Genomic DNA, 18,919 nt, shown 5'->3' with positions numbered 1-18,919 from the left:
TCCCGGGCGTCGCGCCATCGACGGATCCGACGCCATATTCCTTTGGCGGCAACTGACTTCGCGAACACGCCGCTAGGACGATGGCCACAGCGAGAACGCCTGCAATCCTGCAGGCGCGGTTAACCCCACCATTCAGCCCCATAATTTGATTGCTCCCGCTAGCCGCTTTTTAGGAATCGTTAGGGGCAAACCCTTAACGAACCCCTATGCCCCCGAAATTGTCAGGAGCTTGGCTCGCGCGAGCAACACGACTGTCGAATAGGTGGTCTAGAAAATGGAAGGGATGCCTGGGGCGCCGCAGCTATGCTCCGACGTCCCGGCATCCAGATCCATATCGCGGAAGATGATCCCCCCTCCGCCCCAAATCTTGTGTTTTCGCGCGCGTGTTAGACGCGAACGACCTGCTCGACCACGACGTCGGCTGAACCGAGCTTCAGGGGCTCCTGCGTTACAGCCTTCTCATGATGGAAACAGCCGCCCAGCGCAACGGCGGCGGCCACGATTGTGGCGACGACGATAACGCCCTTAAAACCCTGCATGGTCTTCTCTCCTTTGGTTAAACGGCAAGTGCCGTTTTTGCATGTACCGGTGCGGCGCTTTCAGATCAAGATCGGACTGCTGTCCGGCGACCGTTTTGTCGGTCATTGATGCCAAAATGCCACGCCGAATCCGAACCCCGATGCCCGGTCAAGCTACAAGGCGGAGAGAGCCTGATCAAGTATAGTTAACATAAGGATAACAACAGTTTCACACTGGGACCGAGGCCGAGACGAGAGGCGCTTTTCGTGCCCACTCCGGGGGTGACTTTCGGCTAGTTGATCAGCGGCGACCAGGCCGGATCGGAGCCGAAGGACGGGGTGGCGACAAGGCGCTCGTTATAGCCCGTGAGGTCGATGGAAAAGAGCCTCGGGCCGCCCGCGGCACCGGGCGACTCCCTGAAAAACATCAGTACTCTGCCATTCGGCGCCCAAGTGGGCCCCTCGTTGTGGAATCCCTCGGTCAACACCCGCTCGCCAGAGCCGTCCGGCTTCATCACGCCGATGAGGAATTGGCCGCCGGACCGCTTGGTGAAGGCGATCAAATCGCCGCGCGGCGACCAGACCGGCGTCGAATAGCTGCCGCTTCCGGAGCTGATGCGGTGCTGATTCGATCCGTTGGCGTTCATCGCGTAGATCTGCTGCGACCCGTCCCGGTCGCTTTCGAACACGATCTGGCGCCCGTCCGGCGCATAACAGGGCGAGGTGTTGATCGACTGGCTGTCGGTGAGCTGTGTCGTGCGCCGGCTGCGCAGGTCCATGGCGTAGACGTTCGCGGCACCTGCCTGCTCGAGGCTCATGACGATTCGCTGGCCGTCGGGCGAGAAGCGTGGCGAAAACGTCATACCCGGAAAGGTTCCGACGATCTCCTTCTGCCCGGTCTCGATGTTGAGCAGATAGACCTTGGGGTCGTCGCCGGCGAAGGACATGTAGGTGATCTCTTGCGTCGACGGGCTGAAGCGCGGGGTGAGCACCAGGTCCTTTCCGGTGGTCAGCAACCGCACGTTGTAGCCGTCCTGATCCATGATGGCGAGGCGCTTGACGCGCTTGTTCTTGGGTCCCGACTCATCGACGAACACCACGCGCGTGTCGAAGTAGCCCTTCTCGCCGGTCATGCGCTCATAGATCACGTCGGCGATGATGTGACCGACACGGCGCGCGTCCCTCGCCCGGGTAAAGAACTGCTCGCCCGCGAGCTGCTTGCCTGAGAGCACGTCCCAGAGGCGGAACTCAGCCCGTAACTTGCCGTCGCTATTGCCGATTCTGCCAACGACCAGCGCCTGGGCATTGATCGGCCGCCAGTCCTCGAAGCGCGGCGCGCGCGCGACGTCCAGGCCCTTCTCGATAAACGCCGCCGGATCGATCGGCAGGAACAGGCCTGACAATTTGAGATCGTTCGACACCACGTCGGAGATCTCGCGTGCTGCCTTGGCATCGATCGAGCCATCGCTCGCGAAGTCTGGAATAGCGATCGGAAAAGGTTGGATGTTGCCCTGGGTGATATTGAGCTCAACCACCGCGTGTGCCGGTGTCAAGCCGGCGCTCAGGCCAGCGAGCGCGCAGAGAACGAAAGCAGCGAATCGGCAGGCACGTCGGAATGTCGGGGGAGGAATGAGGTCGGTCATGGTTTCGAATCGCTCATGCGAAAGCGGAGCTAACCGCTGCCATACATCTGTCTTGGGTCGAAATTGAGGATCATGTCGCGCCACACGGCGTACTTCTCTGCCGGCAGCTCGTAGGGCTGGCACTGGTAGACCGCGCGCACGGCGCTGTCGGCGGCGGCCTGGAAGAACGGCGAGCCGCCGCTATTGGCGACAGACGGATAGCCGATCAGGCTGCCGTCCTCGTTGAGCTGCAGCCTGAGCTTCACGACGATGGCATCGGCGCCGAGACCGCCAGGCGGCGGATTCCAGCATTGCGCGATCTTGGCCCTGAGCGCGTCGATCTCATTGACCGCCATGGTCACTTGCGTGCCGCTCGATTGCCCCTTCACCTTTTTTCTCGGCGTGTCTTGTGGCGCATCCTCGGTGCGCGCCTCTCTCGCCGCATCGGGGAGCTTGTTGAGCAGCGCCGCCATGCGATCGACGTTGACGTCGCGCTTTTTCTCGGCCTGAGGCGCGGGCTTCGGCTTGGCCTTCGGCTTCTCGGGCTTGGCTTCAGCCTTCTTGGGCAAAGGTTCCTTCTTGGCCTCGGCCTCTTTCGGCTTCTCCACCTTGTCGGGCTTCGGCTCCGGCTTCTCTTCCGCCTTCTCCTGCGGGGCTGGCGGCGGCGGCACGGCTTCGGCCTTCGGCGGCTTGGGCGGCTCCTTCTCCGCCACTGCCTTCGGCTTCGGCTCCTCTGGCTTCGGCGCGAGCGGCGCCTCGTCCTTCTCGTCCACCATCCCGGCCTTGATCCTGGTGAACTCCGACGGGGTGACGATGTCGATGGGAACGTCCTCGATCATCGGCGCGTCGAGTGCGCGGCCTGACGGAAACACCACCAGAACCCAAAGCAGAATCGCGAGGTGCAACGCGATGGAGATGAAGACGCTCTTGCGCACCCAGCGTGTCCCCTATTGCGGCTTCTGTTCGAGATCGGAGATGAGCGCGATCCGGCGGAAGCCAGCCGCGCTGATGGTCCCCATCACCCTCATGACAACGCCGTAATTCACCCGGCGATCGCCCCGCACGAAAATACGCTCGTCATACCCGTTCTTCGCGATAGCCGTCAGTTTGGGCGCAATTTCGTCAATCTGGAGTTCGGTCTCCTGCAGGAAGATCTTTCCCTCCGGATCGACCGAGATGGTGAGCGGCTCCTTGTCGCCTTCGAGCTGCTTGGCCTCCGATTTGGGGAGCTCGATCGGCACGCCGACCGTGAGCAGCGGCGCCGTCACCATGAAGATGATCAAGAGCACGAGCATGATGTCGACCATCGGCGTCACGTTGATCTCGCTCATCGGCCGCGCCGAGCGGCGCTGTGCGCGCCTGCTGCTCAGTGCTCCGCCAATTTGAAGTCCGCCGCCCATCGTGCCCGCTCCTAAACCGTGGTCTTGTCGATCTGGCGCGAGAGAATGGCCGCGAACTCATCGGCGAAGCCTTCCAGGCGTGCCGCGTGGCGGGCCACTTCGCTGTTGAATTTGTTATAGAAAATGACCGCAGGGATGGCGGCGAGCAGGCCAAGCGCGGTGGCGAACAGCGCTTCGGCGATGCCTGGCGCCACCACCGCGAGGTTGGTGTTCTTGCTCACGGCGATGGCCTGAAAGCTCGTCATGATTCCCCACACCGTGCCGAACAATCCGACAAACGGAGCGGTCGATCCGACGGTGGCGAGGAAGGTGAGCCGCCGCTCGAGACGCTCGACCTCGCGGCCGATAGCGACGTCCATCACCTTCTGCACCCTGAGCTGGATGCCGGGACTCAACTTTTGATTTCTCTCGGTGCTACGCGAGTATTCGCGCATGCCGGCGACGAACAACGCTTCCACGCCGGTGTTCCGCCGCTGACCGAGCGCCTGGTAGAGCTCGACCAGCGACTGTCCTGACCAGAACACCTGCTCGAACTTGCCGGTCTCCTTCCGCGTCTTGGCGAACAGGAAGAATTTCTCGAGGATGATCGCCCAACTCCACACCGACGCGGCGAGAAGCCCGATCATCACCAGCTTGACGATGATGTGAGCGTTGCGGAACAGCTCCCAGATGGAGAGATCGACGGCAACATCGGGCGGGGTCATGACGGCCTCGTGGCGCGAGCTCCAAAGCGTCTCTCTCGGGCTTATCGCCTGGTCGAAACGGCAGCTACCCGCCGGGCCACAATGGCCCTCGGGCTAAAGACGAACATCGCCGGAGAGAGCGCCGCCTCTTGCAAGGGCGCGACCTTACCCGAGCGAATGTGACTAAACTTGGACCCATTAACCGTTAGCGGCCCGCGCCCGTCCCCCGCCCGAGGCCCGGCAAATCCGGCTGTTCACAGATACCCTTACGCGCGCTGGTTAACGAACCGTTCAAGCGCGCTCCGAATAAGCGCGCCAATTCGCTGCGGCTTGCCGGAGGAGGAGACGAGCACGACGGTGACGCGCGCGCGGGCGACCATGGTTTCTCCGCGCCGAACCTCCTGGGCGAGGACCAGCGACGCGCCGCCGATATGGGCGCACCGCGTCACCACTTCGAGCACCTCATCGACCTGCGCCGGTTTCAGATAATCGATCTCGATGTGACGCACGACGAAAACGCCGGGCTCGCCCATTTTGGCGGCGGCTAGGCTCTGATGGTCGATGCCGAGCAGCCTGATGAAGTCGGAGCGCCCGCGCTCGCAGAATTTCAGGTAGTTGGCGTGATAGACGTGGCCGGCGAAATCGGTGTCCTCGTAATAGACGCGAATCGGCATAACATGGGTCTCGCCTTCGATCCGCCCGGCAAGATCCGGCCACCGGCTCATGATCCCCTCCACCCTTGCGGGGGAGGCGGGAATGCTGCTGCACCGTTCATGTGGGCCGCTGATTCAGCCGGTACGCGCCAAGGGCGGCGAAGGTTTTGGGACCTCCTGCTTCCACGCCTTGGCCGCCTCAATCCATGAAGCGATGGCTTCTTGGACGTTCTGCAACGCCTGCTCAGGCGTCTCGCCATCGGACATGCAACCGGGAAGGTCGGGGACGATGGCGAGATAGCCGCCTCCATCGCTTTCCGCCAGCCGCTCGATCCTAACGGAGTATTCGAGTTTCATGAGCCATCTCCATGGGCGTCTATATAGCGCACGAGCTTGCGGATGTAGACGGGCTTGATCGGCCTTCGGGCCGGGATGGTCAGTATTTCGCGAGCTTGAGTGTGTTTGGCGTGACAATGGGATGTTCCTTTGCCCGCACGAAACAGTAAGCCATGTTCTCGGCACACCCTTTCCACGTCCTCGATGCGCCAATCGGCCGCCGGGTTGCGGCGCATTCGTTCCAGCAGGTCGGACACCATTAGTCGTTCGGGTCCTGACCGAACATCCCATACTGACCGTTGCTCGACGGACTCGGCGCGGGCAGGCCGAGATGGGTGAAGGCGCTCGGAGTGAGCACGCGGCCGCGCGGGGTGCGGGCGATGAAGCCCTGCTGCAACAGATAAGGCTCGATGATCTCCTCGATGGCGTCGCGCGGCTCAGACAGCGCCGCGGCGATGGTCTCGATGCCGACCGGACCGCCTCCGTAATTCACGGCGATGCAGCGCAAATAGCGATGATCGAGCGCGTCGAGCCCGCGGCTATCCACTTCGAGCTGGGCGAGCGCGCGGTCGGCAATCTTGGCGTCGACGGCAGCGGAGCCGTCCACGGACGCAAAGTCGCGCACGCGGCGAAGCAGCCGCCCAGCCACCCGCGGCGTGCCGCGTGCCCGCCGCGCAATCTCATGCGCGCCCTCTGGCGTGAGCGGCAAAGCGAGCAGCCGCGCCCCGCGCCGCACGATCTCCTCGAGCTCCGGCACGCCGTAAAAGTCGAGCCTGATGGGAATGCCGAAGCGCTCCCTGAGCGGCGTGGTCAGCAGCCCGGTGCGCGTGGTGGCGCCGATAAGCGTGAAGCGGGAAAGGTCGATGCGCACGGAGCGCGCCGCCGGCCCCTCGCCGATGATGAGATCGAGCTGGAAGTCCTCCATCGCCGGATAGAGGATTTCCTCGACCGCAGGGGCGAGCCGATGGATCTCGTCGATGAACAGCACGTCGCGGTCTTCGAGATTGGTGAGGAGCGCAGCGAGGTCTCCGGCCTTGGCGATCACCGGCCCCGAGGTCGCGCGGAAATTCACGCCGAGCTCGCGCGCCACGATCTGGGCGAGCGTCGTCTTGCCGAGGCCCGGGGGCCCCGCGAACAGCACATGGTCGAGCGCCTCGCGTCGCCCGCGCGCCGCCTCGATGAAGACCTTGAGGTTCGAGCAGACCTTCGGCTGGCCGATGAACTCGCTCAAGGTCTGCGGGCGGAGCGATGTCTCCCCCTGATCCTCGTCGCGCCGCGCCGCGGCCAGCATCCGCTCGGCCATTTCAGCGCGCTCCGGTCAAATTGCAGAGAGGCGCAACAGGCCCCCTCCCTCCCCTCGATGGGGAGGGTGGCCGGCAGCTTGCTGCCGGCCGGGTGGGGTGAGTCCGCCTGAGCTTGAAGAACATCCCCCCGCCCGGTGCGCTTCCAGCGCGCCGACCTCCCCACAAGGGAGAGGTATGAGAGTAAGCCGCAGCGCTCGGGCGAAGCTCGACAATCATTGGGCGAGCTCCCTAAGGCCGAGGCGGATGAGCTCCTCGGTACGCGCCTCGCGTCCAGCCTTGCCGACGGCGAGCGACACCGCCGCCGCGGCCTGGGCATGGCCATAGCCGAGATTGGTCAGCGCCGACACGGCATCCCGCGCCGACGCGCCCTCGGGAAGGATGGAGACAGGGGCAACGCCGCCGCCTGGCCTGATTGCCGGCGCCAGCGACGGCATCTTGTCTTTCAACTCAGCGACGATGCGGGCAGCAACCTTTGGCCCCACGCCAGGAGCGCGCGAGACCTGGGCCTTGTCCTGTAGCGCCACGGCATTGGCGAGGTCCGTGGCATCGAGCGTGCCCAGCACGGCGAGCGCCACCTTGGCGCCGACCCCCTGTACCGTCTGCAGCGCCCTGAACCAGGCGCGCTCGTGCTCGGTAGCGAAGCCATACAATCTGATCGAATCATCGCGCATATGGGTGTCGATGGCGAGCGTCACGGTCTCCCCGACCGCCGGCAGGCCGACCAGCGTCCGCGCGGCGCATGTCACCTCATAGCCGACGCCGTTTACATCGACGATCAGCGCGGAAGGCCCGACCTCGTCGAGGCGCCCGGTGAGCTTGCCGATCATGGCGCGCTCCTCGCCGCAAGGGCGACCGCCGCCTCGAGCCTCCGCCAGGAGCGGCAATGGGCATGGGTGATGGCGATGGCAAGCGCGTCGGCGGCATCGGTGCTGTCTGGAACGGCACGCGGCAGGAGCCGCGCCACCATGGCCCTGATCTGCACCTTGTCGCCATGGCCGACGCCGACCACGGTCTTCTTGACGGCGTTCGGCGCGTATTCGGCGATTGAGACGCCGAGAAGCGCCGGCACCAGCATGGCGATGCCGCGGGCTTGGCCGAGCTTCAGCGTGGCTGAGGCGTCCCGGTTGACGAAGGTCTGCTCGATGGCAGCCTCGACCGGCGAGAGGCGGGCGAGCACCTCCTGTAGCCCATCGAACAACTGGCGGAGCCTGACCCCGAGCGCTTCGCAATCGTCAGAGGTGACCGAGCCGCAGGCAACGAAGGCGAGCCTCACCCCATCGGAATCAATGATTCCCCACCCCGTCCGCCGGAGCCCCGGGTCGATGCCGATGATGCGAATCGCTTCGCCAGCCATGTTCACGTGATATCACGACCGGGGCTCAGCGACGACGCCGTAGCGCGGCCGTCAACGGCGGATCCAGAGGCCGATATGCGTCTCTGGCGCGGTGGAGAACTCCATCCAGCGGTAGTCGGCATCGACCGCCTGCATGATGCTCTTCCAGGCATCGATGTCCTTGCTTTCGCGAACGGACCAGACGACGTAGCGGACGTCGTGATCGGTGAGAAAGCGCGCCGCGTCGAGGAGCGTTCCGGCGTAGAAGCTCTCGATCTTGGCGACGAGGGCGGGCAGCTCCGGCAAATCCTTCTTCCACACTTGGAGGGCGTAGGGGAGCCCGACGAGGTTGGGCTTCTGCGCGAAGCTGCCATAGATGCCGGTGTCGCGAGAAAACTCGTCGTAGATCTTTTCCAGCACGATCCCAGGCGGGGCGTCCGTGAGATAGCGAAGCATCCGGCCATTCGAGCGATCCTGCGCGTAGAAGCTGGTACCGTCGATCTTTCCGGCGGAGGCGTGGGAGCGAAAGACGAGATAGCGGCCGGCGTCCACGGCAAAGACCGAGACAAGCACGAGCACTGAAGCTGCCACGATGCGGCCCACCCGGCTCGTCCCGGCAAGCAGCGCCGCGGAGATCGAGAAGACGCCGCCGGTGAAGATCCAGCCCCACCATTTGAGCGCCGGATTGAACCTGATGAAATCGTCGCGGTAAGTGCCGTCGGGCGCGTTGAAGAATTCGGCGACGATCAGCAGCGCGAGAAACAGCACGGCAAGGAACCCGGCGAAGGACCGCGTGAGGCCGGCAAGGGGCACGGCGAGCGCAAGCACGAGCAACGGCCACCACACGATCAGGAACTGGACGATTGGCGCGTGCTCCTCGCCGGTGACGAGCGCCATCTGCATGTGACCGCTTGCGGCGCCGAGGCCGGCGAGAAAGGGCAGGAGCAGAAACACGCCAAGGGCAGCGCCGGCACCGATCCGGAGCAGACGCCACTGGCCTGAAATACGCCGGTCCCACAGCGTCCAAGCACCGACCATCGCCGCCTGGAGCGGAAACACCCAGGCGTGGCAAGAGAGCGCGAGCGGCACCGTGAGCCCGAGGACGAATTCGAGCCGGGCGCGGACGGCTTTCGGCGAGCGCGGGATGGCCGCCATGATGGTGAGCGCCAGGAATTGGAGCAGAAAGCCCGACAGCACTGCGTGGTAGCCGCCGATCGCATATTGATAGCCGAAGGTCTCGATCGGCAGCCGCACCGAATGCGGCACGTCGCCGAAAGCGGCTTGCCAGGTTGACGACGCGAGCGAGCTGTCGAAATAGCCGAGAAATCGCGAATTGAAGATCAGGGCGTCGACGGCCGAGCCATAGCTCAGAAGGTCGGCGGACGGCGCCGACTTGATCGCATGCAGGAGCGGCGAGATCCCCGTTCCGCCGATGGCGAGCGCCACCATCGAGAGGAGCTTTCCGCCGAGCCGCACGCGGAGAAGCGTGAGGAACTCCCAAGCGAGGCCAAGGACGAGAGCCGGAAGGATGATCGACGCAAAGGTGAAGCTCGCGCCGGGGCCGAGGCCGAAGATGCGGCCGAGCAGCGCGGCGCTGTAGTGCTGGAACGTGTAGTAGTAGTCGAGCCGCTGGTAAGGGAGCCAATAATCGACCGGCGGCAGTTTCGTTCCGGCGAGATAGTTCGACACGAAATGGAAATCGGTGAGACGGTCGTTGTCCTCGACGATCTCGGGAAACGACAGTCGCCACACGGCGCCATAGACGAGCGCGCAGAGAAAGACGATCTCGCTCGTCCTGAACGTCTCATCGGCCAGCCACGCCCGCTCGCACCAGATCACCAAGAGCGACAGCGCCGTGAGCGGCAGGAAGAGAGGGTAGAGAGGGCCGAGCCCGACGAAATGCTCAAGCGAGAAGAGGGCGAGGCAAACGCCGAGGAGACCTGTCGCGCGCGCTGTCGCCGGAAATGGAAGGTAGCGAAGCACGAGCAGCGTCAACGCCGCGATGTTGACGAGGACGGCGGCGGCAAGTCCCAGGACGTAAATCGCTTCGATCATCGCCCGCGCCGATCCTCGATCAGCCTTCTGCCCCGGCAGTCCGAACTCTCTCCGACGAGCCTGGCAGTCCAGTCAAGTCGCTGTGCAATCAGTCAAATCCGGACCGCGTTGGCGAACAGCTCATCGCCCCATTCATAGAGCGGCCGCTGGAAGTCGGATTCGGTGTGGATGGCCTGGCCTTTGCGCTCGGTCCATTTCTTTCCGTAGGTGTCGAACGGGAAGTGGCGGATGTAGTAGTCGCAAGTTTCCTCCCAATGATCGACCGAGAGCGACTTGCCGTAATGCTGGCAGTGGAGGTCGATCTTGATGTTGCTCATGCCGCCTGGCGTCCGCCCGTGGCCTTCGGCGAAGTGAATCTCCGGGCGGTTCCGCCACAGCATCAGAATGTCCCTCTGCTCCGGCCCATAGAAGCGACGGAAGTGAAGCAACGGCAGATCGGGCGCGTAGGGCGCACAGTCTTCCGGCGTCATATAGGCGTCGAACAATTGCACGCGCACCGCATCGGAAACGTCCGCCTCCAGGCCGGTAACGAAGCTCCGCAAATCTCCGGTGACGCGCTCGTCGGGATCGAAACAGAACATCCAGTCATGCGGCAGCTCGGCCCGCGCCATGTCGAGCAGGAGACCGCGATGCCTCCCCTCGGCGAGCTTCCGCGCGGCGATGTCCTTCTCCCAAGATTGGTTGGCGACGATCAGCGCCACCTTCGGATGTTTGCGCAGGATGTCGACGGTGTCGTCGGTGCTCGCATCGTCATAGGCGACGATGGCATCGACCTGGGCCGAGAGATAGTCGAGCGTGTCGGGCAGGAGCAGCGCCTCGTTGCGCATGCGGGTCATGCCGACGATGAGGTGCTTCTTCTCGAGCAGCGCCTCGTTGCCTCTGATGATCCGCTCGGATGGGCGGAGCTGCCAATTGATCGTGGGCACCGCCATTTCGCGCGACCCCGCGATCAAAATCCGAATCGTGCGAAGAGCGCCGCGATCCAGATCAGCGCCGCGAGCGCGATGGCGAAGAACACCGCCGCCGAACCGAGATCCTTGGTCACGCGGATCGCGGCATGCAATTCCGGCTGCACGTGATTGCATAGGCGCTCGATGGCGGTGTTGAGAAACTCGACCGCGAGCAGAAACAGCAGACTGCCGATCAGCGCCACCCAAATCCACAGATTGGTCGCGATGAGAAAGGACAGCGGAACGGCGATCAACGTGATCGCGACTTCCTGCTTGATCGCGGCTTCGGTGACGAGGCCTTCGCGCAAGCCCCTGACCGTGTTCCACAACGCCGCCCAGATACGGGCGATGCCGCCGCGGCCCGGCAGCGCGGCCTGGGCGCGCGAATGCTTGTAGTCGGTGCTCTTCGAAGGGCGCAGCGGTTTCATGGGCGGGCGCGTCAAGCGGCCGTCAGCCGCCGCAGCACGTCCTCCGCCACATCGAAATTGGCGTAGACTTGCTGCACATCGTCCGACTCTTCCAGCGCGTCGATCATGCGCAACAGCTTCTGCCCTGCCTCCTCGTCGATTGGCACCTCCGACTTCGGCCGCCAAACGATCTGCACGATGCGCGGCTCGCCGAAGCGCGCCTCGAGCGCCTTGGCCACCTGATGCAGCCGATCAGGATTGCAATAGACGACGTGGCCCTCCTCGCTCGATTCGCAGTCGTCGGCACCGGCGTCGATCGCCGCCTCCAGCATCTGATCCGCAGTTGCCTTGGCGGCATCGAACTCAATGGCGCCGAGCTTGTCGAAATTGAAGGAGACGGCGCCGGTCTCGCCGAGATTGCCGCCGAACTTGGTGAAGATCGAGCGCACCTCGCTTGCCGTGCGGTTGCGGTTGTCGGTGAGCGCCTCGACGATCACCCCGACGCCGCCGGCGCCGAAGCCCTCGTAGCGCACCTCCTCGTAATTCGCCCCGCCCGCCTCCAGGCTCTTCTTGATGGCACGCTCGATATTGTCCTTTGGCATGTTCACGGCGCGCGCCGCGACGATGGCAGTCCTGAGCCGCGGGTTCATGGCGGGGTCTGGCATGCCCATCTTCGCCGCGGCGGTGATTTCGCGGCCGAGCTTGGAGAACAGCTTGGATCGCTTCTTGTCCTGGGCGCCCTTGCGGAATTGGATGTTCTTGAACTTCGAATGGCCAGCCATTCTGTCAATCCTGGTGGTTACCGGCCTTAAGCATAGAGGTGCCGCTTATACGGGCGAGCGGCCGCAAAATCCATAGCCGCCCGGGCTTGCGGCCTAGCTCAAGCGGCGGTCTTAACACAGCTTTAACCCTGTTGGCCCGACAACACAGGTTTGGGCGGTTTCACTTTCAGGGGGGCAAGGATGTCGAGCATCACGGAAGCGTCCACCACGCCGATAGTCGGGGGCGCTGAGCACACGCCAAAGCTTTCGGAGCTATGCGGCGACGCGGCGAAGCACGTGGCGCAAGCCCGCATGGCGTTGTTCAGCGAAGAAGTCGACGCCGACGGTGCGCTTGCCCATCTCGACCAGGCGATCTTTCTCCTCCAGCGCCTGTCGGCCCATGGCCGGGCGATGGGCCTCATCGGTTCTCAGAAGCTGCGTACCGCTTAGGACCGGCTGGCGCGATCAGGCCGGCGACGCGGCGCGCACCCAAAACTTGGGCTCGGCTGGCGACAACCTGCCGCCGAGCCTGATCGGCCCGATCGCGGTGGCAAGGCCTGTGGCGTCGTCGATCTCGATGCCGACGCCCGAGACGGTGGCTTCGCCAAGCGCCGGCTGAAACCGCCCGTTCGGAATCTTGGTGAGGAAGCGCGACAGAGGCTCCTCCTTGCTCATGCCGAGCACCGAGTCGTAGTCGCCGCACATGCCGACATCGCTGATATAGGCGGTGCCCCGGTTGAGGACTTGCTCATCCGCCGTGGGCACGTGGGTGTGCGTGCCGATCAGCGCGCTCGCGCGCCCGTCGACGAAATATCCCATCGCCTGCTTCTCCGAGGTGGCCTCGGCATGCAAATCGATGAGGATCGCGTCGGCCCCGCGTTTCAGCCCGCAAGCCTCGATCTCCCGGTCGACGGCGCGGAAGGGGTCGTCGAGGTCGCCCATGAACACGCGGCCCATGGCGTTGATCACGAGCACGTCGGCGCCGTTCGCCGCCTTGAACAGGCCGGCGCCGCGTCCGGGCGCGCCTTGCGGAAAATTGATCGGCCGGAGCAAGCGATCGTGCCGCTCGATGAAGATCAGCGTCTCGCGCTGATCCCAGACATGATTGCCGGTGGTCACCGCGTCGGCGCCGGCGTCGAGAAGCTCGGTCAGAATCTGCTCGGTGATGCCGAACCCGCCGGCAGCGTTCTCGCCATTGACCACCACGAAATGGGCGCCGTAGCGCTCGCGCAAACGTGGCAGCTGCTCGATGACTGCCGTCCGGCCCGATCGGCCGACCACGTCACCGAGGAAGAGAATCCGCATACCTGCCGCCGATCCGGGCCATGCACCAACCGAGAGGGTCAATAGCCCAGTCCCATCAGGACTGCCAGACTTCGTCCTGATTCCAAAAACCAAGCATGAGTTCGAATCGGTTGAGGACGGACCCGCCGACCGGGGTTCTCAGAGTCCACATTTCTGTTGACTTCCACAGAAGTGTAGAACATCCTATATGCTTATGAAAGCAAGCGAGCTCAAGAGGTTCCTGGCTAAAAACGGCTGCGCCTTCAAGACACACAAGGGCGGCAGCGGGCACCTCACTGTACGGCGTGGCGACCGAGTTTCGCAATTGCCAATGCACGGACAAAAGGAACTTGGAACTGGCCTTGTGAACAAAATACTGAAGGACCTCGGGCTGAAGGAACTGAAGAAGAAATGACCCTGCGTTATCGCATTAAGCTTGAGCCGGACGACAATGGCACCCTATTGGTCACCAGCCCCGACTTTCCGGAGGTCACGACCTTCGGTGAAAGCAAGGACGACGCGCTTCGTCACGCGCGCAATGCGATCGAAGAGGCAATTGCAGCACGAATCGCAGCGAAACAACAGATTCCGAAATCTCCCGACACAATCCCCGCTCGACATTACAAGGTCCAGTTGCCTTGGCAGACCGAACTCAAGGTTCTGCTCTATCACAGTCTTAGGAAGGCCAACCTGACGAGGGCGGATCTCGCGCGCCGATTGCGTTGGCCGCGTGAGCAGGTGGACCGGTTGTTCCGGCTCGATCACGCCTCTCGCCTCGATCAACTTGAAGCCGCCTTTAACGCGCTTGGAATCAAGATTGACGAGTTGACCGCCAGACTTTGGGCTGATCAAGCGGAGGAGGTGTCGCTGGAGTCCCTTACCGCAGATGAGCTGGCAGCAGCCTATATCGACGTGCAAGTTCAAAACATCAAGACGCAGGGGAACGACGTGGTTTTCACGATTGGAGATCAAGCGCGGCTCGTTGTGCGGCATGACGACCGGGGGAACTTGGTCGAGACGAAGCCGGAAGGCCTGCGTGTGTTTCGCTACAGGGACGAGATATACTTCGCGCCCTAACAGACTCCCCAGACTTTGCGCCCCATGACTGAACCCATGGGGAAGGTAGCGAGGCCGCGATGGCCGTCGGGGCGTAGATCCCTGGTGTCCCTACTAATGTAGGTGGGCGCCGAATGTCGGAGACCACGGTCCCCGACGGGGTCAGCTCCCATAGGATCTTATAGGGCCCGGGGATAGTGCCCCTAACGCACCTCGCAGCCCGCCAATTGCGACTATAGCTCGTGTCGCGTGGCGAGACTATCGCCGTGTCGAGGCGTGGCCGGCAAAGCGCTGGCTCAGCTGCTCGAGGCGGTCGGCCGCGGCGCTGATCGTGTCGGCAAGGTCGGTGCGGAGCAATTTCGACGACTCATCGGCCGTCGACCGGTCGCGGCGAAGCTCGGCCATGGCGCCTTTCAGCTCCTGAAGCTGACGCCTTGCCTCCCACAGCTCATCCGTGACCATCAAAGATGCCATCAGGATCAGGCGATCGTCGCCGACCTGGCCGAATTTGTGCTTCATCGTTTCCATGTGCGAGCCGAGATATTCGGAGAGCGCGATCAGATGTGCCTCTTCCCCCTCCCCGCATTCGAGGCGATAGGTGCGCCCATTGAGCGTGACGCTGACCTGTCCCATGTGCCCCCCTAATATTCTGCCCCCTTGGCGGGCACCATGTCCCGCAAGGTGCCCATCACTACTTCCAGCCGGCCCGATACTTCGCTGTTCGCGTCTTCGAGCCGCCTTGCGCGGCCGCGCTCATGGTCGAGCTCGGCGGCAAGCCGGTCGCGCTCCGACGCGAGCCGATTGCGCTCATCGGTCAAGGAGCGAACCTGCTCCTTGAGCTTGGCAGTTGAATCCCGATCTTCGAAAAGCTGACCCAGAAAGCGCTCGAGGCTGTCGAGCGAAGCGCCGAACCGCGCCAGAGCCTGTTGCAGAGCGTCAGCTTGGGCCATCACGAGCTATGTCCCCTCACCGCACCAGACCCGCCGCACTGGACGGCGTGGCGGCCTTCGCTCCCTCGACCGGGCGACCATGTGACAATGTGGTGAACGTCGCGCCAATGGTCAACATGCAGTTGCTGCCTACCCCGGCTCCCGCCGTTGACCGACAGGTGTCTGCCGGGGCGGAGATTGACAGCGCCGCGGCCAGCTGATTTGAGACGGACACTGACAATACCGCACCATTGCGCAGAGAAAGGCAAGCGGAGGCTGCAAAATGGCTGAAGCGGCGGCTCCTTGTCGGCTCTACCTCACGCTTCCGGCGAACGCTTCGCCCCCGGTGGAAAGATCCTTGGCCGAAGTCATGGACGTGGCGGACGTGGCCTGCGTCTTGCTTTGCCAGGATGCGGCCGAAGCCGACCCCGCCTTGGATCTCAGGCTGCGCGAGCTGACGCTCGCCCGCGATGTGGCCTTCCTGGTCGAGAACGATGCCGCGCGCGCCAAGCGCATCGGCGCTGATGGCGTCCATCTCCCCACGGACGCAGCACTGTACGGACAGGCGCGAGAGCACCTGGGTCAACGCGCGATCATAGGCGTTGGTTGCAATGAAAGTCGCCATGAGGCCATGCTGTTGGCCGAGCTTGGTGCGGATTATGTCGCATTCGGTCAGACGGCCGCACCTTCCGGCCGCGAGCGGGAGGAACGCGCCGGGCTGATTGTCTGGTGGTCGGAGATTTTTGTCGTGCCCTGCGTCGCCTGGAACGTGGAAACGCCGGAAGAGGCCGCCCATCTCGCCCGCATCGGTGCCGATTTCGTAGCTGTCGCCCCATCAATTTGGCAGGCCGAGGACGCTGCCGTGACGATCGCCAAGATCGGCGCGGCGCTCAGAGAAGCGAGGGGTGCCGCGTGAAGGGAACGGCCGCCTTCCAATGTTTTTTGCTTGCGGCCTGCATGATCGGGTGCAGCACAGCGGAGGCGCGGGCCGCTGAAAGTCCCTCCTTCGCCGCCTACTCCAAGGGACAATACATGACGGCGCGGACGCTTGCCGAGCGCGAAGCGGCGCAAGGCTCGAAGGAGGCCTACACTCTTCTTGGCGAAATCTATGAGGAGGGGCTCGGCGTCGCCCAGGACTACAGGAGGGCGGCCGACGCCTACCGCAAAGGCGCCGAACTCGGCGACGCCAATGCCCAGTTCTCTCTCGGCACCCTCTCTCTCGACGGCCAAGGCGTGAGGAAGGATCCCAACGCGGCCGCCAATCTTTTCGAGAAGGCCGCCAAGAGCGGCCATGCCATGGCCCAATACAACCTTGCCCTCGTCTATCTCGAAGGCAGGGGACGCCCCACGGACGAGACGAAGGCGTTCGAATGGATGGAGAAGGCCGCTCAGCAGAACCTGCCTGCGGCGCAATACGACCTTGGCGGCTTCTATCAATTCGGGCGCGGCGTGACGAAAGATCGCGCCAAGGCAGCCGAATGGACAGCCAAGGCCGCCGATGCCGGCAGCGCTGAAGCCCAGGCCGAATACGGCGTGATGCTGTTCAAGGGCGAGGGCGTCGCGGTCGATGAGCAACGTGCGGCCAAGATGTTCCGCATGTCCGCCGAACAGGGCAATCCAGTGGCGCAGAACCGGCTCGCCCGCCTCTACGCCAACGGCGTTGCGGTGGGTCCGGCCGATCCGGTCCAGGCCGCCAAATGGCACCTTCTCGCCAGAGAGGCAGGTGTCGCCGATTTCTCCCTCGACATCCTGCTCGCCAAGCTCACGCCCGAGCAGCGCGCAGCCGCTGACAAGGCGGCCAAGGATTGGCGCGACGGACATCTCTCCGAATGACCGCCCGCCCTTGACAGCGGCGGGGCCGCACGTCTTAAAGGCGGGCCACTCCAAATTACTCCACTTGCGCGAGCCTTCATGAAAATCAATGGCAACGAGATTCGCCCCGGTAACGTGATTCAGCACAAAGGCGGGCTATGGGCCGCGGTCAAGACGCAAGCGGTGAAGCCGGGTAAGGGTCCGGCCTATGCCCAAGTCGAGCTTAAGAACCTCATCGACGGCACCAAGCTCAACGAGCGCTTCCGCTCTTCCGAGACGGTCGAGCGCGTGCGGCTCGAGCAGAACGACTATCAGTTCCTCTACGCCCAGGGCGACATGCTCGTGTTCATGGACACCGACACCTACGACCAGATCGAGATCCCCACGGATTTCTTGGAGGAGCGTGCCGCCTTCCTCCAGGAGGGCATGAAGGTGACGGTGGAGAGCCATGAGGGCAAGCCGATCGGCGTCGCCATCCCCGAGCAGGTGACGCTCGCCGTGGTCGAGGCCGATCCGGTGGTGAAGGGCCAGACCGCCGCCTCGTCCTATAAGCCCGCGAAGCTCGAGAACGGGGTGCGCATCCTGGTGCCCCCCTTCGTCGTGGCCGGCGAGCGCGTGGTGGTCGACACCAACGAACTCACCTACGTCCGCCGCGCCGAGTAGCGCTATGCTTGACGGGAGTGTGCCTCTCGCTCTCCCCTCCCCCCTTGCGGGGGAGGGATAGGGAGGGGGGTTGATTCAAAAGACTCGCTTGTTCACCCCCCTCCGTTCGCGTCGAAACGCGAACGTGCTTCCCCGCAAGGGGGGAGCGGGGAGAGCGTTGCTAGTCTCGGTGACCCATAGACGACGCTGTGAGTGAGAAGTCGAAACCATGCCTGCGTCTGCTTTGATGAATGTGATGGTCGGCGCCGCCCGCAAGGCGGGACGCAGCCTCGCGCGAGACTTCGGCGAGGTCGAGCAGCTTCAGGTCTCGCTCAAAGGCCCGGCCAATTTCGTCTCCGCCGCCGACACACGCGCCGAGGAGATCCTGCACAAGGAGCTGTTGCGCGCCCGACCAGGTTACGGGCTTCTGCTCGAGGAGCATGGCGAGGTGGAAGGCGCCGACCGTACCCACCGCTTCATCGTCGATCCGCTCGACGGCACCACCAATTTCCTGCACGGCATCCCGCTCTTTGCCATCTCGATCGGGCTCGAACGCGACGGCGAGCTGGTTGCTGGCCTGATCTATAATCCGGCCAGCAACGAGATGTTCACCGCCGAGCGCGGCAAGGGCGCCTTCCTCAACGACCGTCGCCTACGGGTCGCGGCGCGGACCGAGCTTGCCGACTGCGTCATCGTCACCGGAATTCCGCACCGTGGCAAACCCGGCCAGGACCTTTTCCTGCGCGAGATGCAAGCCGTCATGTCGGCCTCGGCCGGCGTCAGGCGCACCGGCGCCGCGGCGCTCGATCTTGCCTGGGTCGCCGCCGGCCGCTTCGACGGCTTCTGGGAACGGAACTTGCGGGCCTGGGATCTCGCCGCCGGCATCGTCATCCTGCGCGAGGCCGGCGGTTTCATCAGCGACACCGAGGGCAAGGATCGCATGCTGGAGACCGGCAGCGTGGTCGCCGGCAACGAGACCATCCAGCGCAAGCTGTTGAAGCAGCTCAAGGCCGCCGAGGTTCCGCACGACGCCGTGGCCGCAGCCGATCCGTCAGGCTAGCGACACTCCGAGCGGCGAGATTGAAATCGTCGCGCCCTGAGGTTGCCGTTTTGCCAAAGTTAGTATTCGGTTAATCTCTGCCCGAAAGCGGCCCCCCGATTCCCTGACGGCACC

25 protein-coding genes and 1 other RNA gene are annotated in these 18,919 nt (G+C 63.9%); 7 read left to right on the top strand and 19 right to left on the bottom strand.

Going from position 1 to position 18,919, the window contains the following annotated elements; translation table 11 throughout:
- Positions 1-386: 386 nt before the first annotated feature.
- From ACREC7_RS05600 to ACREC7_RS05530, 15 genes are all read right to left on the bottom strand, one after another.
- Entirely contained in the window at positions 387-539 is a 153-nt protein-coding gene (locus ACREC7_RS05600; protein WP_431554705.1) for a hypothetical protein, read from the bottom strand.
- 272 nt (positions 540-811) lie between these two features.
- Positions 812-2,161, bottom strand: coding sequence for a Tol-Pal system beta propeller repeat protein TolB (gene tolB, locus ACREC7_RS05595; protein WP_431554704.1), 1,350 nt, complete (start codon positions 2,159-2,161; stop codon positions 812-814).
- Between the two features lie 29 nt (positions 2,162-2,190).
- Positions 2,191-3,075, bottom strand: coding sequence for a cell envelope integrity protein TolA (locus ACREC7_RS05590; RefSeq protein ID WP_431554703.1), 885 nt, complete (start codon positions 3,073-3,075; stop codon positions 2,191-2,193).
- A 12-nt stretch (positions 3,076-3,087) separates the two neighbouring features.
- Complete coding sequence (gene tolR / locus ACREC7_RS05585) at positions 3,088-3,540, bottom strand: protein TolR (protein ID WP_431554702.1); 453 nt, start codon at positions 3,538-3,540, stop codon at positions 3,088-3,090.
- 11 nt (positions 3,541-3,551) lie between these two features.
- Positions 3,552-4,244 carry a protein TolQ gene (gene tolQ / locus ACREC7_RS05580; RefSeq protein WP_431554701.1) on the bottom strand — a complete coding sequence of 231 codons (693 nt, stop codon included), beginning with the start codon at positions 4,242-4,244 and terminating at the stop codon, positions 3,552-3,554.
- A gap of 245 nt (positions 4,245-4,489) precedes the next feature.
- A complete protein-coding gene (gene ybgC, locus ACREC7_RS05575; RefSeq protein ID WP_431554700.1) occupies positions 4,490-4,948 on the bottom strand; it encodes a tol-pal system-associated acyl-CoA thioesterase in 459 nt (152 codons plus the stop codon).
- A gap of 63 nt (positions 4,949-5,011) precedes the next feature.
- Positions 5,012-5,233 carry a type II toxin-antitoxin system HicB family antitoxin gene (locus ACREC7_RS05570; RefSeq protein ID WP_431554699.1) on the bottom strand — a complete coding sequence of 74 codons (222 nt, stop codon included), beginning with the start codon at positions 5,231-5,233 and terminating at the stop codon, positions 5,012-5,014.
- On the bottom strand, positions 5,230-5,472 hold the full coding sequence (locus tag ACREC7_RS05565) for a type II toxin-antitoxin system HicA family toxin (protein ID WP_431554698.1): 243 nt from the start codon (positions 5,470-5,472) through the stop codon (positions 5,230-5,232). The genes ACREC7_RS05570 and ACREC7_RS05565 overlap by 4 nt, the downstream gene beginning before the upstream one ends.
- The gene (gene ruvB / locus ACREC7_RS05560) at positions 5,472-6,515 is read right to left on the bottom strand and encodes a Holliday junction branch migration DNA helicase RuvB (RefSeq protein ID WP_431554697.1); all 1,044 of its coding nucleotides are present in this window, start codon (positions 6,513-6,515) and stop codon (positions 5,472-5,474) included. The genes ACREC7_RS05565 and ruvB overlap by 1 nt, the downstream gene beginning before the upstream one ends.
- A 213-nt stretch (positions 6,516-6,728) precedes the next feature.
- Entirely contained in the window at positions 6,729-7,343 is a 615-nt protein-coding gene (ruvA, locus tag ACREC7_RS05555) for a Holliday junction branch migration protein RuvA (protein WP_431554696.1), read from the bottom strand.
- On the bottom strand, positions 7,340-7,870 hold the full coding sequence (gene ruvC, locus ACREC7_RS05550; RefSeq protein WP_431554707.1) for a crossover junction endodeoxyribonuclease RuvC: 531 nt from the start codon (positions 7,868-7,870) through the stop codon (positions 7,340-7,342). Before ruvC ends, ruvA begins: the two co-directional genes overlap by 4 nt.
- Positions 7,871-7,921: 51 nt before the next feature.
- A complete protein-coding gene (locus ACREC7_RS05545) occupies positions 7,922-9,904 on the bottom strand; it encodes a DUF2298 domain-containing protein (RefSeq protein WP_431554695.1) in 1,983 nt (660 codons plus the stop codon).
- Between the two features lie 92 nt (positions 9,905-9,996).
- The gene (locus tag ACREC7_RS05540) at positions 9,997-10,836 is read right to left on the bottom strand and encodes a glycosyltransferase family 2 protein (protein ID WP_431554694.1); all 840 of its coding nucleotides are present in this window, start codon (positions 10,834-10,836) and stop codon (positions 9,997-9,999) included.
- A 17-nt stretch (positions 10,837-10,853) separates the two neighbouring features.
- Positions 10,854-11,282 (bottom strand): diacylglycerol kinase, encoded by a 429-nt coding sequence (locus ACREC7_RS05535; RefSeq protein WP_431554693.1) that lies wholly within the window; start codon positions 11,280-11,282, stop codon positions 10,854-10,856.
- An 11-nt stretch (positions 11,283-11,293) separates the two neighbouring features.
- Positions 11,294-12,043 (bottom strand): YebC/PmpR family DNA-binding transcriptional regulator, encoded by a 750-nt coding sequence (locus ACREC7_RS05530; protein WP_431554692.1) that lies wholly within the window; start codon positions 12,041-12,043, stop codon positions 11,294-11,296.
- A 180-nt stretch (positions 12,044-12,223) separates the two neighbouring features.
- Here ACREC7_RS05530 and ACREC7_RS05525 point away from each other — a divergent pair, with 180 nt between their 5' ends.
- Entirely contained in the window at positions 12,224-12,472 is a 249-nt protein-coding gene (locus ACREC7_RS05525) for a hypothetical protein (RefSeq protein ID WP_431554691.1), read from the top strand.
- A gap of 15 nt (positions 12,473-12,487) precedes the next feature.
- Here the strand turns inward: ACREC7_RS05525 and ACREC7_RS05520 are convergent, their stop codons facing one another.
- Positions 12,488-13,327: a TIGR00282 family metallophosphoesterase gene (locus ACREC7_RS05520; RefSeq protein ID WP_431554690.1), complete on the bottom strand. Its 840-nt coding sequence runs from the start codon at positions 13,325-13,327 to the stop codon at positions 12,488-12,490.
- A 193-nt stretch (positions 13,328-13,520) separates the two neighbouring features.
- Here ACREC7_RS05520 and ACREC7_RS05515 point away from each other — a divergent pair, with 193 nt between their 5' ends.
- Together ACREC7_RS05515 and ACREC7_RS05510 are read left to right on the top strand one after the other, a co-directional pair.
- Positions 13,521-13,721, top strand: a complete 201-nt coding sequence (locus ACREC7_RS05515; RefSeq protein WP_431554706.1) for a type II toxin-antitoxin system HicA family toxin — start codon at positions 13,521-13,523, stop codon at positions 13,719-13,721.
- On the top strand, positions 13,718-14,383 hold the full coding sequence (locus ACREC7_RS05510; protein WP_431554689.1) for a type II toxin-antitoxin system HicB family antitoxin: 666 nt from the start codon (positions 13,718-13,720) through the stop codon (positions 14,381-14,383). The genes ACREC7_RS05515 and ACREC7_RS05510 overlap by 4 nt, the downstream gene beginning before the upstream one ends.
- Positions 14,384-14,430: 47 nt before the next feature.
- Here ACREC7_RS05510 and ssrS read toward each other — a convergent pair.
- From ssrS to ACREC7_RS05495, 3 genes are all read right to left on the bottom strand, one after another.
- Positions 14,431-14,587: non-coding RNA, 6S RNA (gene ssrS / locus ACREC7_RS05505), on the bottom strand.
- 33 nt (positions 14,588-14,620) lie between these two features.
- Positions 14,621-14,995: a cell division protein ZapA gene (locus ACREC7_RS05500; protein WP_431554688.1), complete on the bottom strand. Its 375-nt coding sequence runs from the start codon at positions 14,993-14,995 to the stop codon at positions 14,621-14,623.
- An 8-nt stretch (positions 14,996-15,003) separates the two neighbouring features.
- Positions 15,004-15,312 (bottom strand): DUF4164 family protein, encoded by a 309-nt coding sequence (locus ACREC7_RS05495; RefSeq protein ID WP_431554687.1) that lies wholly within the window; start codon positions 15,310-15,312, stop codon positions 15,004-15,006.
- A gap of 262 nt (positions 15,313-15,574) precedes the next feature.
- Here ACREC7_RS05495 and ACREC7_RS05490 point away from each other — a divergent pair, with 262 nt between their 5' ends.
- The 4 genes from ACREC7_RS05490 to ACREC7_RS05475 all read left to right on the top strand — a co-directional run bounded on the left by ACREC7_RS05490 (position 15,575) and on the right by ACREC7_RS05475 (position 18,805).
- The gene (locus ACREC7_RS05490) at positions 15,575-16,207 is read left to right on the top strand and encodes a thiamine phosphate synthase (RefSeq protein ID WP_431554686.1); all 633 of its coding nucleotides are present in this window, start codon (positions 15,575-15,577) and stop codon (positions 16,205-16,207) included.
- 116 nt (positions 16,208-16,323) lie between these two features.
- Entirely contained in the window at positions 16,324-17,124 is an 801-nt protein-coding gene (locus tag ACREC7_RS05485) for a tetratricopeptide repeat protein (protein ID WP_431554685.1), read from the top strand.
- Between the two features lie 78 nt (positions 17,125-17,202).
- Positions 17,203-17,766, top strand: coding sequence for an elongation factor P (gene efp, locus ACREC7_RS05480; protein WP_431554684.1), 564 nt, complete (start codon positions 17,203-17,205; stop codon positions 17,764-17,766).
- A gap of 208 nt (positions 17,767-17,974) precedes the next feature.
- Entirely contained in the window at positions 17,975-18,805 is an 831-nt protein-coding gene (locus ACREC7_RS05475; protein ID WP_431554683.1) for an inositol monophosphatase family protein, read from the top strand.
- The last annotated feature ends 114 nt before the right edge of the window (positions 18,806-18,919 follow it).

The sequence above is a fragment of the Methyloceanibacter sp. genome (genome assembly GCF_050728395.1).
Classification (GTDB): Bacteria; Pseudomonadota; Alphaproteobacteria; order Rhizobiales; family Methyloligellaceae; genus Methyloceanibacter.
This window is presented reverse-complemented; position numbering and strand designations above follow the sequence as displayed.

Coding starts and splice junctions, on each gene's coding strand:
- ACREC7_RS05600 (WP_431554705.1), bottom strand. CDS start 539: ATGCAGGGTTTTAAGGGCGTTATCGTCGTCGCCACAATCGTGGCCGCC.
- tolB (WP_431554704.1), bottom strand. CDS start 2,161: ATGACCGACCTCATTCCTCCCCCGACATTCCGACGTGCCTGCCGATTC.
- tolR (WP_431554702.1), bottom strand. CDS start 3,540: ATGGGCGGCGGACTTCAAATTGGCGGAGCACTGAGCAGCAGGCGCGCA.
- tolQ (WP_431554701.1), bottom strand. CDS start 4,244: ATGACCCCGCCCGATGTTGCCGTCGATCTCTCCATCTGGGAGCTGTTC.
- ybgC (WP_431554700.1), bottom strand. CDS start 4,948: ATGAGCCGGTGGCCGGATCTTGCCGGGCGGATCGAAGGCGAGACCCAT.
- ACREC7_RS05570 (WP_431554699.1), bottom strand. CDS start 5,233: ATGAAACTCGAATACTCCGTTAGGATCGAGCGGCTGGCGGAAAGCGAT.
- ACREC7_RS05565 (WP_431554698.1), bottom strand. CDS start 5,472: ATGGTGTCCGACCTGCTGGAACGAATGCGCCGCAACCCGGCGGCCGAT.
- ruvB (WP_431554697.1), bottom strand. CDS start 6,515: ATGGCCGAGCGGATGCTGGCCGCGGCGCGGCGCGACGAGGATCAGGGG.
- ruvA (WP_431554696.1), bottom strand. CDS start 7,343: ATGATCGGCAAGCTCACCGGGCGCCTCGACGAGGTCGGGCCTTCCGCG.
- ruvC (WP_431554707.1), bottom strand. CDS start 7,870: ATGGCTGGCGAAGCGATTCGCATCATCGGCATCGACCCGGGGCTCCGG.
- ACREC7_RS05545 (WP_431554695.1), bottom strand. CDS start 9,904: ATGATCGAAGCGATTTACGTCCTGGGACTTGCCGCCGCCGTCCTCGTC.
- ACREC7_RS05540 (WP_431554694.1), bottom strand. CDS start 10,836: ATGGCGGTGCCCACGATCAATTGGCAGCTCCGCCCATCCGAGCGGATC.
- ACREC7_RS05535 (WP_431554693.1), bottom strand. CDS start 11,282: ATGAAACCGCTGCGCCCTTCGAAGAGCACCGACTACAAGCATTCGCGC.
- ACREC7_RS05530 (WP_431554692.1), bottom strand. CDS start 12,043: ATGGCTGGCCATTCGAAGTTCAAGAACATCCAATTCCGCAAGGGCGCC.
- ACREC7_RS05525 (WP_431554691.1), top strand. CDS start 12,224: ATGTCGAGCATCACGGAAGCGTCCACCACGCCGATAGTCGGGGGCGCT.
- ACREC7_RS05520 (WP_431554690.1), bottom strand. CDS start 13,327: ATGCGGATTCTCTTCCTCGGTGACGTGGTCGGCCGATCGGGCCGGACG.
- ACREC7_RS05515 (WP_431554706.1), top strand. CDS start 13,521: ATGAAAGCAAGCGAGCTCAAGAGGTTCCTGGCTAAAAACGGCTGCGCC.
- ACREC7_RS05510 (WP_431554689.1), top strand. CDS start 13,718: ATGACCCTGCGTTATCGCATTAAGCTTGAGCCGGACGACAATGGCACC.
- ACREC7_RS05500 (WP_431554688.1), bottom strand. CDS start 14,995: ATGGGACAGGTCAGCGTCACGCTCAATGGGCGCACCTATCGCCTCGAA.
- ACREC7_RS05495 (WP_431554687.1), bottom strand. CDS start 15,312: ATGGCCCAAGCTGACGCTCTGCAACAGGCTCTGGCGCGGTTCGGCGCT.
- ACREC7_RS05490 (WP_431554686.1), top strand. CDS start 15,575: ATGGCTGAAGCGGCGGCTCCTTGTCGGCTCTACCTCACGCTTCCGGCG.
- ACREC7_RS05485 (WP_431554685.1), top strand. CDS start 16,324: ATGACGGCGCGGACGCTTGCCGAGCGCGAAGCGGCGCAAGGCTCGAAG.
- efp (WP_431554684.1), top strand. CDS start 17,203: ATGAAAATCAATGGCAACGAGATTCGCCCCGGTAACGTGATTCAGCAC.
- ACREC7_RS05475 (WP_431554683.1), top strand. CDS start 17,975: ATGCCTGCGTCTGCTTTGATGAATGTGATGGTCGGCGCCGCCCGCAAG.